The organism is Acinetobacter sp. ANC 5600, assembly GCF_002018395.1.
GTDB lineage: Bacteria > Pseudomonadota > Gammaproteobacteria > Pseudomonadales > Moraxellaceae > Acinetobacter > Acinetobacter amyesii.
Genome location: NZ_MVKW01000004.1, coordinates 171642 through 183683 on the forward strand (window position 1 = coordinate 171642; position 12042 = coordinate 183683).

11 protein-coding genes are annotated in these 12042 nt (G+C 39.5%); 4 read left to right on the top strand and 7 right to left on the bottom strand.

The window, feature by feature from the left end; all coding sequences use genetic code 11:
* Positions 1–4: 4 nt before the first annotated feature.
* The 3 genes from B1201_RS10430 to B1201_RS10440 form a co-directional block, all read right to left on the bottom strand.
* Positions 5–2944, bottom strand: coding sequence for an insulinase family protein (locus tag B1201_RS10430; RefSeq protein ID WP_078193473.1), 2940 nt, complete (start codon positions 2942–2944; stop codon positions 5–7).
* 141 nt (positions 2945–3085) lie between these two features.
* On the bottom strand, positions 3086–3853 hold the full coding sequence (locus tag B1201_RS10435; RefSeq protein WP_143221698.1) for a hypothetical protein: 768 nt from the start codon (positions 3851–3853) through the stop codon (positions 3086–3088).
* A gap of 172 nt (positions 3854–4025) precedes the next feature.
* Positions 4026–4475 (bottom strand): GNAT family N-acetyltransferase, encoded by a 450-nt coding sequence (locus B1201_RS10440; RefSeq protein WP_078188654.1) that lies wholly within the window; start codon positions 4473–4475, stop codon positions 4026–4028.
* Between the two features lie 277 nt (positions 4476–4752).
* On the opposite strand from B1201_RS10440, the gene B1201_RS10445 reads away from it, so the two are divergent.
* From B1201_RS10445 to B1201_RS10455, 3 genes are read left to right on the top strand one after another with little or no spacing between them, the layout of a single operon-like run.
* The gene (locus B1201_RS10445; RefSeq protein ID WP_078193475.1) at positions 4753–5757 is read left to right on the top strand and encodes an adenosine kinase; all 1005 of its coding nucleotides are present in this window, start codon (positions 4753–4755) and stop codon (positions 5755–5757) included.
* Complete coding sequence (locus tag B1201_RS10450) at positions 5757–6083, top strand: Rieske (2Fe-2S) protein (protein WP_078188656.1); 327 nt, start codon at positions 5757–5759, stop codon at positions 6081–6083. The genes B1201_RS10445 and B1201_RS10450 overlap by 1 nt, the downstream gene beginning before the upstream one ends.
* A gap of 16 nt (positions 6084–6099) precedes the next feature.
* Complete coding sequence (locus B1201_RS10455) at positions 6100–6708, top strand: OB-fold-containig protein (RefSeq protein WP_078193476.1); 609 nt, start codon at positions 6100–6102, stop codon at positions 6706–6708.
* Between the two features lie 86 nt (positions 6709–6794).
* On the opposite strand, the gene B1201_RS10460 is transcribed toward B1201_RS10455, so the two are convergent.
* Both B1201_RS10460 and B1201_RS10465 read right to left on the bottom strand, forming a co-directional pair.
* Entirely contained in the window at positions 6795–7421 is a 627-nt protein-coding gene (locus B1201_RS10460) for a YidB family protein (RefSeq protein WP_078193477.1), read from the bottom strand.
* 111 nt (positions 7422–7532) lie between these two features.
* The gene (locus B1201_RS10465; protein WP_078188659.1) at positions 7533–8003 is read right to left on the bottom strand and encodes a DUF6231 family protein; all 471 of its coding nucleotides are present in this window, start codon (positions 8001–8003) and stop codon (positions 7533–7535) included.
* A 34-nt stretch (positions 8004–8037) separates the two neighbouring features.
* Here B1201_RS10465 and B1201_RS10470 point away from each other — a divergent pair, with 34 nt between their 5' ends.
* Entirely contained in the window at positions 8038–8907 is an 870-nt protein-coding gene (locus B1201_RS10470) for a DUF2797 domain-containing protein (protein ID WP_078189198.1), read from the top strand.
* Positions 8908–8983: 76 nt separating this feature from the next.
* On the opposite strand, the gene B1201_RS10475 is transcribed toward B1201_RS10470, so the two are convergent.
* Positions 8984–9901, bottom strand: a complete 918-nt coding sequence (locus tag B1201_RS10475; RefSeq protein WP_373684742.1) for an alpha/beta fold hydrolase — start codon at positions 9899–9901, stop codon at positions 8984–8986.
* Positions 9902–10164: 263 nt separating this feature from the next.
* Complete coding sequence (locus B1201_RS10480) at positions 10165–12030, bottom strand: SurA N-terminal domain-containing protein (protein ID WP_078193478.1); 1866 nt, start codon at positions 12028–12030, stop codon at positions 10165–10167.
* Between the last annotated feature and the right edge of the window lie 12 nt (positions 12031–12042).

Below are 12042 nucleotides of genomic sequence, written 5' to 3' on the forward strand. Positions count from 1 at the left end.
TGTTTTAATTCACTTGTTTTATTTCGAAACCAAGCTCAACCAAAGCATCTCGCTTAGCCACCGGTGCAACCACAGCTTTTGTCGGTTGTTGTTCAACCAAATACGCCACAGCAACACGTTTTAGATCTTCCAAAGTCACATTCAACAGACGTTCACGTAACATTTGACGGAAAGCTGGCGTGCGTTTATGCAATAAAGCATAACAAGCTGTAATGGCTTCACCCGCTGGTGACCCCGGTTTATCCATGCTGGCAATTAGACCCAAAATCGCTTCTTCTAGCTGATGAGGTTGTTGTTCAGCATTCAGTAGCCACTGCACACTTGCGTCAAAATCTTTAAACGTTTCAGCTAAACGTGGGTCACGGTAGCTATAGAAACGGAATGAACATGCATTGCCGTCATAGCTTGCACCACCACCATAAGCACCACCTTTTTCACGAATCGCGCTATGCAAGAAGCCATTACGCAAATAAGCCGCCAAAATCATTAAAGGTGCTGCATCAGGATGCGACACTTCCACCGCAGGATATGCTGAAGCGCAGAACTGAACATTGGCTTGAATGAGCCAAGCTTCGTCATTGTTGTTATCTGCAAAATTCACTTGAGTTAAAGCATGTGGGTTATCATCAATCGCCACTTTATCCCAAATGGTTTGAACTTCCTCAACCAATCGGTCTGAATGATGTTCTTCACACACCACCAAGAATTGTTTTGGTGCTTTAAGCAAACGGTTATGAATTAACTTAAGCTCATCAATCAAGGCATTATAAGCCGTGTCGTCTTGCTCAATTTTGCTGACAAGTTCTGACAACCAGTTCAGCGCGCCTAGGCCTGTATTATGATAATCACGTAACGCCAATGCACTATGTTGACGACCTGCAATTTGCATTGCATAGCTATGACCAGAGCCAGAAACACGTGACTGCCAACGTGCTTTACGTTGTTGCAATAACTCCACGATACGGTTTTTCTCATCAAAACGTAGCTGTTCAAAAGCCAATTTCAATAAGCGAATGGCTTCAAGATTATTAACCAATGATTTGGTGGTTAGAGTCAGCCAAGCACTGATTTGACCTTTATCATCCACTTTTGAACGCAGCGACGCACCCATACCTAAACCGCCGCTCACAGCTGTTTGCAATTGTTGTAGCTCTAAGTAGTCGTATTCACCTGCACCAACTTCACCCATCAAAATCGATAAGAGGTTGAAATACGGCGATTGCACCACTTCATCAGGAATCTGAATCAAAACTTGTTGGTAGTAAAGACCATTGGTGCCTGCGTGGTAAAGATTTAACGGCGTATCCAAGCCATTACTGATAATTTCGCGTAATTGACCTTGTACAATCTGTAATTGTGCAGGAACGTCCTCTAAACCTACTTTAGGTAATAGATTCAAATCATCTGGGGTATCTTGACGAATGTTCAGTGCTTCAGTCTGCGCAATAATCTCTGCCTTTTGCGCTTCAGTTAAGTTCGCATCAATTTCTTTTAAACGTGCTTTTTCTGCTGCCGCTTCCAACGCATTTTTTTCAGCATCTGGAACCAAAGTTAATTGCACACGATGTTGATTATCAAGCAAGTAAGTTTTGATTAAGTTAGATAACCACATTGGGTCTTTCAACTCTTCCTTCACTTGTTCAATGGCCGTATCCACATCCCAAACATCCACAGGGTCTGAATGGTGAATCGCACTGCTTAAACCATTCAGAATTAAGCTTAGGCCATATGGTGTACCATCACCATTGATTTCACGCTGATGCAATTCAATTTGATGCAAAATCGCCTCAACTAAAGCCGGGTCAACAGGCTTAGCCGCAACGTCTTCTAATACTTTAAACACGCCATCTTTAAATTGTTCTGCATGCTCAGGGTTTGAACCTTGAATTGCACAGTAGAACGTCATTTCATAGTTTGAGTCATCTACGCCCATGAATGGACCAGTAGACTGTGCATAACCACAGGTTTCTAAGTAATGACGTAATGGCGAAGCAGAATCTTCAAGCAATACCCCCTCAACCAAACGCATACCTAAACGTAATTTGATATTACTTGCTTCTGGCAATAACCAAGAAAGCACATGATAGGTTTTGTCTTTGAGGTCTTCAGCATCAACTGCATACGTTTCAGTTACAGTTACAGGCGCAGTTAAACGACGTTCAGGTTTTGAATACAGCGTTTGACCTTTTTCAAATTTAGACAAAGCAAGCGTTTCAAACTGTTCTTGTAAATTATATGCAGGCTCATTACCAAAGGTCATAAACACCGCATTACTTGGGTGATAATGTGATTTGTAGAAACTGACCAACTCTTCATAGCTTAAGTCAGGAATGTCTTTCGGATCACCACCTGAGTTGTAGTGATATGTCGTTTCTGGGAATAAATGATGGGCAAGTTGGTGATACAACTGATCTGAAGGTGAACTCATTGCACCTTTCATTTCATTAAATACCACGCCTTTATATACAGCTTCTCCATTTTCTAGCTCAATACGAATCCCTTCTTGCGCAAAATCAAGCGGGTTCAAATTCGCAGCAAAAGCAGCATCCATATAAACTTCTAACAAGTTTTGGAAATCTTTTTTGTTTTGCGTTGCAAATGGATATGCCGTCCAATCCGCTGCGGTAAACGCATTCATAAACGTATTGAGTGAACGACGAATCATTAAAAAGAATGGGTCACGTACAGGGAACTTTTCTGAACCACAGAGTGCCGTATGCTCAAGAATATGCGCCTCACCTTTTGAATCCATCGGCTGCGTACGGAAGGCAACTAAAAATACGTTTTCGTCATGGTTTGTGGCTAAGTGATAATGCACTGCGCCAGTCACTTTGTGTTTATATTCAGACACTAAAATGTCTAAAGCTTCAACATGATGTTGACGAATCAACTGAAACGCGGGATGTACAGTTTGAGAAATGGTTTCAGTGACATCTACAGTCATGTGTGCTCCTAATCTATTCATTTAAATTAGGCAAAGTATACCTTAAAAAATCACAACTAGATTCACCAAAACGACATTTCCAACTGTTTTAATCAACTTGAACTTTAATTTTAAAAATCACTTGTTTTCGCACTAAAACATTTAAACTGGTTTTATGGATTGCCTATCATTTCGTGTTGACCAATAGACACAAATCACAATCGCCAACAACAATACAAAAGAAGCCATAAAGCGACTTAGATCCAATCCACCTGAACTGATTGGCTTGTCTAAAAAATCACCAACAACAGCGCCCAATGGACGTGTCAAAACAAAAGTAGCCCAAAATATAAACGTCTTTGAGACCCGACTAAAAAAGTACAACAACGCCATCAATAGAATTAAACCACCAAATAGCCAAATGCCACCGCTATAGCCTAATCCTGCACTATCGGAAGTCCAGTCCCCCAAAGCCGTACCTAATGTTTGAGAAAATGTAATCGTCAACCAATAAAAGATCTGTGTTCGCGGCAAATTCACTACACTTGGATTGATCGATCCTTCGACTCGATACCAACTAAAAAGCGATATGAGCACCAAACTCAGCAACAGCAAACTACCACCCAAGTAGCCAATCCCTAAAGAACGATCTACAAAATCCGCTAAAGTCGTACCTACCGTTGTACTGGCAATAATGGTGGCCCAATATAAATAAGGTTTATAGGCTTTGGACTTTATTTGAAAATACAGCAAACTGATAAATATGCCTGCGAAAATAAAGGTACTGAGTAGATAGCCCAAATTTAAGGACATGGACAATGCATCACCACTGGTTTCACCAAAGGTGGTCGCAAAAATTTTGGTCAACCAAAACAGTGCGGTAATCTCAGGGACTTTTTTAACGTAGTCTTGTAGCTCAGACACTTGCATATGCATCACTCTATGCAGTTATTTTGATGCTTATATCTTCGATAACTAAAATGAATTTTTGCTTAAAAATTTGCTTAAAATAAGGCGCTCTTTTTAGAATTATCACAAGAAAAAAGCACCCGATATCGGATGCTTCATTTAAAGTGTTTACTGTCTATTTTTGGATTGAAAACTAAACCAGATATTTGAAATAATTATAATTTGGATGGCTTTCAACATAGACATAATTCTGTTTTTGATAGAATTTTGCAGCATTTTTAAGCTCTGTATTTAAGCACAGTGCAGAAAAATGCTTTTTCGCACCCTTTTCCAATTCCACCAATAGCTGCTTACCCACGCCATGCTGACGGTACTGCGGATGCACATAGAAACGGCGAACTCGTCCAATCCGTTCTTCTACACCAGTATCACCCCATTGCTGATTTAAACCGCCACAAGCAATCAATTTATCGCCATCATAAGCAAGCAATAATTGCTCACCCGTTTGGTCAAAACGATTTTTACCACTTTGATATTCTTCAATTAAACGGTGTATAAATGTATAGCCTTCATGCTGCGCCAAAGCAGCAATATTTTCGATTTGAGCAGGAAGTTGCTCTGCTGGACGAATCGTAATTTCCATATATTCACACTTTTAATCTGTTATCTATTTATGATGACCAAATCATCTTGATTCAGTCTGAACACCCTATAGCTCTATAAAAGTAAAATTTTTCGATTTGCACAATAGCAAAGCTGATTAAAACGGCAACTAATTCAAAAAAAATGTAAAAATATAATAGATTTGCCCGATTTTTATACACACCTGTCTTTTAATTGAATTTTCTTCAACAAACTACAGCAATCCTGAGCATTCGTGTAAACTTAGCACTTTCATTTTTTTGATGTGATTATACAACATGGCAACTGTTGACCTTTTTGCAATTGGTAATGCACTTATTGACCAAGAATTTAAAGTCTCTGACGAATTCCTAATTCAACACAATCTGCAAAAAGGTACGATGCAACTGACTGATGGTGATACTCAAGCAGCCCTTTATAACAATCTAAAAGCGACTCAAGAATATAAAGGTCAAGCTTCTGGTGGTTCTGCAGCAAATACAACGGTTGCTTTTAGTGCTTTAGGCGGAACTGCATTTTATGGTTGTCGTGTCGGCAATGATGACTTAGGTCAAATTTACCTAAATGGTTTAAACGACGCAGGTATCCAAACTGCAAATCAATCAATCAGTGAAGGTGTAACCGGCACATGTATGGTATTGGTCAGCCCTGATTCTGAACGTACGATGCATACTTACCTCGGTATTACTGCTGAATTAACTGATAGCCAAATTGATTTTGGCAGCTTAAATACTGCGAAATGGTTATATATCGAAGGTTATCTTTCAACATCAGATAGCGCGCGTCTTGCGGTAAAACAAGCACGTCAAATCGCCAAAGCCAATGGTGTACAAATTGCATTGACCTTATCTGATCCAGCAATGGTGCAATATGCACGTCAAGGTCTAGATGAGTTACTCGATGATGGCGTAGACTTATTGTTCTGTAATGAACAAGAAGCGCTGATGTACACAGAAACAGATCATTTAGATGCTGCACTTGCTAAATTGCAATCACTAAGCAAACACATTGTCATTACATTAAGTGCCAAAGGCGCCTTAATCCATAATGAAGCAGCAACATTTACCGTGCCAGGTCGTAAAGTTACCGCAGTAGATACCAATGGTGCAGGTGATGCATTTGCTGGTGCTTTCCTATATGCACTGAATGCAGGTCATGACTATCAAACGGCTGCTGAACTTGCCATCTTGATTTCAAGTGAAGTTGTGGCTCAGTTTGGTCCACGCCTAGCAGTTGAAGACTATGCTCAGCTTTTACAATCATTTCAAAAGGAATGTGCTTAATGTTTAAAATTTGCATGACGGATGATGTGCCAGAACGTGAAGCACGATCATTCGAAACGCCTGAAGGTGAAACGATTTTTATCACCCAACGTGATGGCATGTTTTACGCTTATCAAAATAACTGCCCACACTTGCACGTAGAACTTGAGTTTCTAGAAAATCAGTTTCTAGATCGTGACCAAGAATTTATTGAGTGCTCAACACATGGCGCACTGTTTATGGTCGAATCTGGGGAATGTATTTCTGGCCCATGCCAAGGTCAAGCCCTTGAAAAAGTGAACATTAACGTGCATTCTGATGGTGGAATCTACCTCACAGAAGAATAAACACTGGAATACAACCATGTCCGGATTTTTAACAGACTATAACTTAATACCCTTTCATTTAAGTTTATTGGCCGTACTGTTATTGGGCATGGTTGAAACCATTGGCTACTATATCAATATTAGTCCTAGCCAAGTTTTAAAAAGAATCGCTCCTCAGCGCATACAAGAGTTGGCATTATTGAATGTCAAATTTTCCAAGACTCTGATTTTGTTCTTCTTACTGATGAATTTTAGCTTTGCAGGCTATGTACTTCAGTTTTGCATCCATGCCAAAGAAGGTCAATTCGTTCCCGCTTATTATTTAATTTTACCTGCGTTGATCATTGCCATATTCTTTACGGTATTTATGATTCATTGTTTGGATCAGGTTGTCCCACCCAAATATAAAAAACAAACGGTTAATTTACTCGGTCGTCTAGCCACCATTTCAAGTGGAAATGCCCGTCCCGGCTTTTCGGCTCAAGCGCGTGTACGTGATGAGTTTGGTCAACTACATTATGTGCAAGTTGAGCCAGAGTTTGGTGAGTTAGAGTTTCAGTCGAAAATCATTTTGATTCGTCAAAAAAAATCACACTATATTGGCAAAAAAATCAGTGTGTCGAACCGTTTATTTAATCCATCTTAGCGTCACATTGTTATCATTTTTCAAATCATAAAAAAGCCAGTGTTCACTGGCTTGTATTTAATCAAATACCTAAATCGATATTTTGATTAATGCTTCAGGAAACCTGAGACCAAATTCATCACTTGTTGAATATCAGCATTCGCTTCTTGCTGATTGGTTTGTCCAGCTTGTGGCGTCAATGAGTCAATAATTTGCGGCAATACGCTTGAAATTGCGCTATATACATCTTGTTTCTGAGTTTGTGTTTCTTGTGCAACTTGCTCCACTTCGGCATCATCAAATAAATTTTGTATTTGTTGATTTGTCACAGCAGCATTATCACCAGGGCCTGTAGATACCCAATCATCAACCTGACTGCTCAAGCCCTGTCCACGTAATTTATCCAAAGCACCTTGTAGGCCACCTTGTTTTTGAATCCAAGCCAGCACCAGAGGTAACACTGCTACTAAAATGGTTGACGCATTACCACCGCTACTACGTTGCTGCGGCTGCGCTGCACCACCCAGTTGGCCCAACACAGAGCCTAAAATTCCACCCAAACCACCCGCTTGGTTTTGAGCATTGGTTTGGTTATTTTGAGTGCCTGCATTTGCGCCCAATTGACCCAGCACCGAACCTAAAATACCACCCAGACCACCTTGTTGATTTTGATTGTTTGCACCACCAAGGGCCTGCTTTGCTAAAATCTCAACAATATTATTTAAATTTGTCATTTTATTTTTCCCAGTGAAACCTAGATAAATTCATTACAGCATACGTGGGAAAACACAGATTTATCATAAATGTTTGTTAATTTTTGCAATTTCTCGCAGGCTAAGTATTTGTTACCAACGGAATTTATCCCAGTTTTCAGGATTCGCCCAAAATTTAGAGTTAAACCAATCTGGAATATGTTTATAAGTCAAAATATTAAACTGCCATAAAGCAAAATCACTTTCATGCGTGGTTTTATCAATGAGCTGAGTAAAGCCTAAAGCACGTAATAATTGTTCATCGTGTAACTTACTCACCACCACGATGCGTTTGGCAAATAGGTCACGCAATTTTACCAACATCTGAGTTTTCTGCTGCTGATCCAAACTCAACATGGTTTCAGTATCAAGAATCACAAATCCAAGGTCAAAACGCTGGGTAAAAGGCAGATTTAAAAACTCAGTTACGTTAAAATGTTGCCATTGAATTGGATGAAATTGATTGTATTGCTCAAGATCCTGACCAATACAGATTGCGGTTGAAATGGGCTGCTCTTTTGACAAATCGTCTAGCATAGAAGTGATGACATTTTGTTCAGCCATTGACCGCATCCTTAATAATGAAGTGAGTATTCGTATGGAACTACAAGGCATTTGCCATAAAATGCATGCAGGTCTTAAAGACCTTAGTGTAACTGATCAACATACACACAAGGCAAATGTTGAGTATAAATTTATTCTAGATCGCTCAGAAGTTGATCTACCGTTTAGCCTTGGCCAAGAAATTGAAATTGAAGCCACTGGAAATATCTACTGCATTTCTTGCGGCGCAAAAACGCCTAAATCGTATTCACAAGGTCATTGCTTCAAATGCATGAAGACTAAGGCTTCTTGTGATATGTGCATTATGAAGCCTGAAACCTGCCATTATCATCTCGGGACTTGCCGTGAAGATGATTTTGCCCATGAAGTTTGCTTTCAACCGCATATTGTCTATTTAGCTAATTCGAGTGCCTTAAAAGTGGGGATTACTCGACTTGGTCAAATGCCTACACGTTGGCTGGACCAAGGTGCGACGCAAGCTTTGCCTATTATGAAAGTTGGTTCACGTCGTCTATCTGGTCAGCTTGAAGTCATGTTTGGAACGCAAGTGGCCGATAAAACTGATTGGCGTAAATTGCTCAAAGGTGAAGCAGAACCCATCAACCTGATCGAAATTCGCGACCAATTGGTGGAAGAATTTGCACCAAAAATTCAGACCATTCGTGAAGAATTTAGCCAAAATTTAGAGTTTAATGAAACCGTTGAACTACTAGAAGATGAATTGCCACGCCAATTTATCTACCCAGTAGATGAATATCCTGAAAAAATCAAATCGCATAATTTGGACAAAACCCCAATTATTCGAGGAAAATTACAAGGGATTAAAGGTCAGTATCTGATTTTGGATACCGGTGTGATTAATATTCGAAAATACACGGGCTATGAAATTAAAGTACGTACTTAAATCAACTCAAAGTGTCTAATTAAGTTTAAAAAGCGAGATATTTCTCGCTTTTTTACACCTATTTTACCGATTTTATTCATTGAACAGTTGAAAGAAACTTTAAATATGGCAACGCCATTAACTGCTCCGCTTCTAAGATAGGCATATGACCAACATGGTCTAATACCAGCGGTTTTTCGACTTTTTTAAATAAGCTTTTCAATTCTTCTGCTACTTCAACATTGATAATCTGATCTTGCTTCCCCCAGATAATGAACACAGGTGCATCAATGCCTCGTGCAGCCAAAGCAAAGGACTCCGGCGTATACAAGGTGGCCATTTTTTGCAGTTGCTCCACCATTTTATTGGTTTGTTTAGACTGAACTATCATCAACTTTTCTTGCCCAATTTTTAATTCTTGTGGAATAAAAGGCGGGGATTGCATCACGATCTTCATCACGCGATCAAAATCACCAGTTTTTCTGACCACTAGCTCTGCAAGCTTTGCCGTATCTTTTAGATACGCTGTATTACTCGACTTAAAGACACCTGCCGAATCCACCAACAATAAAGATTTCACTTCTAAGGGATACTGAGCGCTATAGAGCATGGCAATTGCACCACCCATCGAATGCCCTGCGATATGTAAATTTGGATCTAACTTTGTAGCATCAATAAATCGTCGTAATTTTTCAGTTAAATTTGGAATCGATAGATCAAATTGATCTGCGACAATAGTTTCTCCATGTGCTGGCAGATCTGGAATAATGACATGATAATTGGGCGTTAAATAACGGGCAACGCGGTTCCAATTATCACGCGTGCCTGACAAACCATGCAGCAACAACAGCGTCGGTTTTTGTGGATTTCCCCCTTCACTATATGTCCACTCGATTTCATTATTTTTGACTTTTTTACTAGTCAAGCCCGCCCAAGCTCTTTCCTGCTCTAGAACTTTTTGAAAGTTCAGTTCTGCAGCTTGAATACTACTCGCAACACAAATGGTTAATAGCATCAGTATCATGTGCTTAAAATATTGATCTATCCATCGCAATAACGGGTTCTTTAAACGTTTAAATTGAGGCATATACATATATATCATCCGCTTAATCCTTGTCGTGATGAGTTATTTCTTCTTCATATTATTTTTTTGAGAACACCAATCTACGATGCTAGAGCCGATATTTCATTTGCCAAATCTTTTAAATAAAAATTATATCTGTCAATTTAAGTCAAAAAAAACCAGCTCAGAAGCTGGTTTTTTTAAAGCTGCCTTAATTATTTAATTTTGGCATGATCTTTTAGATAACGTGTGTAGTCATCAAATTCTTGCTGACCACGAAGCTGTTGATAAAGTTTTTTTAACTCATCTAACTGCTCACCCGTTAATGCCGCATCAGATTGTTTGTTCACTGCAGTCACAGCAACCACAACCAACTCATTTGGTAGATTTGTGGTCGTAACAGACCAATGACCTGCTTTCGGCGCTTTTACACTAAATGCAGCACGTTGAATTTCGCGTTTCAACAAACCATCAGCACGAGTGAAGGTACCCGCATTTTCAAAGTTTAAATTGCCTTTCGCGACTGAAGCAGCAGGTTTTGCAGCAAACTCTTTCAATGTCGCTTGAATCTGGGCTTTTGCAGCATCAGACGCTTTCTTTTCAATCAGCTGAGTTTTCACATGCGCTTTCGCTTCAGCTAAGGTTTGAACACCTGCAGCATGATAGTTACGCACTTTTACCCAAACTACATCACCGTTTTTCAACTGAATGCTCGATGAAACATTACGTTCACCATTTTTAACATCATCGTTAAACAATTTAACTTTGACGTTTGCATCACTTAAAACTGGATGTTGCGATGCTAATGTTAAACCATTCAAAGATTGTACTTTTACGCCTTTCACTTCTTGACCCACGACATCGAGGGCATCACTGCTCACCACCATATCATTGAGGCTGTTTACAGTGTCAGAAAAAACATTGGCTTTTTTCGAAGCAGCGACTTCTGCTTGCAGACGTGCTTTTTCTTGTTCAAATGAAGCCACTTTTACAGCTGGCGCCACTTTTTCGATCAAGTGATAACCACTGTCTGTTTTCACTGGAGCAGTCACTTGACCAGCTTGAGCACCTTCAACTGCTGCATCAAACGCATCACCAAACACACCTTTTTCATAAGCAACCAGTTCACCACCTTTTGCTTTAGATTCAGGATCTTCAGAGAATTGCGCAGCAGCTTGGTTAAAGCTTAAACCCGCTTTAATTTTAGCTTGAACACTTTCAGCCAGTTTTTTAGCTTCGGCATCTGAACGATTGTCCGCAGTGATCATGATGTGCTTAACGATAGGTTTAACTGACTTCTGTGCATTCTCAACAAAGCTGTTATACGCTTCTTTCAGTTCAGCATCAGTTGCAGCTTCTACTGGTGCAGTAATATTGGCAGGTGTTAATACGACAAAATCTGCATCAACACTGGTTGCTTGCTTAAATTTGTTTTTATGCTGCTCATAATAAGCCGCAATTTCAGCATCAGATACTTTTACATTTTTCTTGTAATTTTCAAGATTAATGCTCGCCAACTGAATACTACGTTGTTCCGTTTGTAAGTTCGCAATTTGCAAGATATCAAGCTTACTCACCAATGCATATTCCATAAATGTTGTAGACAACATTTTTAAAGCATGGTCTTTACGTAAATTATCAATGAATGTGCGATTCGTCATACCAATCGATTCGAGGTATCGCGCAAACGCTTCATCAGAAAATTGACCATTGACTTGAAAGCTTGGCTGCTGATGAATCATTTGCACAATTTGTGCATCACTCAAGCTAATGCCTAATTTATCAGCTTGTTGCAATAACAATTGGCGTGAAACCAAAGTATCCATCGCTTTATTGCTAATGAAATTTTGATTCAATAATGTTTCATCACCCTGAGCATATGCCAGATATTGTTCTTTTAATGAGTTCGTCAGTGCTTCGAGTTCTTTTTGAGAAATTTCAGTACCGTTTACAGTCTTTGCTGCATCTTTAGATCCACCACTAAAATATCCTTCAATACCTACAAGTGCTAAAGGGGTCAAAAACAAAACGAGCAAGACCTTGCCCAGCCAACCCTTAATGACTTTACGAAACGATTCCATAAGTATTCCAAT

Excerpts from the sequence above, each read along its gene's own strand:
- B1201_RS10430 (WP_078193473.1), bottom strand. The coding sequence starts at position 2,944 with ATGACTGTAGATGTCACTGAAACCATTTCTCAAACTGTACATCCCGCG.
- B1201_RS10435 (WP_143221698.1), bottom strand. The coding sequence starts at position 3,853 with ATGCAAGTGTCTGAGCTACAAGACTACGTTAAAAAAGTCCCTGAGATT.
- B1201_RS10440 (WP_078188654.1), bottom strand. The coding sequence starts at position 4,475 with ATGGAAATTACGATTCGTCCAGCAGAGCAACTTCCTGCTCAAATCGAA.
- B1201_RS10445 (WP_078193475.1), top strand. The coding sequence starts at position 4,753 with ATGGCAACTGTTGACCTTTTTGCAATTGGTAATGCACTTATTGACCAA.
- B1201_RS10450 (WP_078188656.1), top strand. The coding sequence starts at position 5,757 with ATGTTTAAAATTTGCATGACGGATGATGTGCCAGAACGTGAAGCACGA.
- B1201_RS10455 (WP_078193476.1), top strand. The coding sequence starts at position 6,100 with ATGTCCGGATTTTTAACAGACTATAACTTAATACCCTTTCATTTAAGT.
- B1201_RS10460 (WP_078193477.1), bottom strand. The coding sequence starts at position 7,421 with ATGACAAATTTAAATAATATTGTTGAGATTTTAGCAAAGCAGGCCCTT.
- B1201_RS10465 (WP_078188659.1), bottom strand. The coding sequence starts at position 8,003 with ATGGCTGAACAAAATGTCATCACTTCTATGCTAGACGATTTGTCAAAA.
- B1201_RS10470 (WP_078189198.1), top strand. The coding sequence starts at position 8,038 with ATGGAACTACAAGGCATTTGCCATAAAATGCATGCAGGTCTTAAAGAC.
- B1201_RS10475 (WP_373684742.1), bottom strand. The coding sequence starts at position 9,901 with ATGCTATTAACCATTTGTGTTGCGAGTAGTATTCAAGCTGCAGAACTG.
- B1201_RS10480 (WP_078193478.1), bottom strand. The coding sequence starts at position 12,030 with ATGGAATCGTTTCGTAAAGTCATTAAGGGTTGGCTGGGCAAGGTCTTG.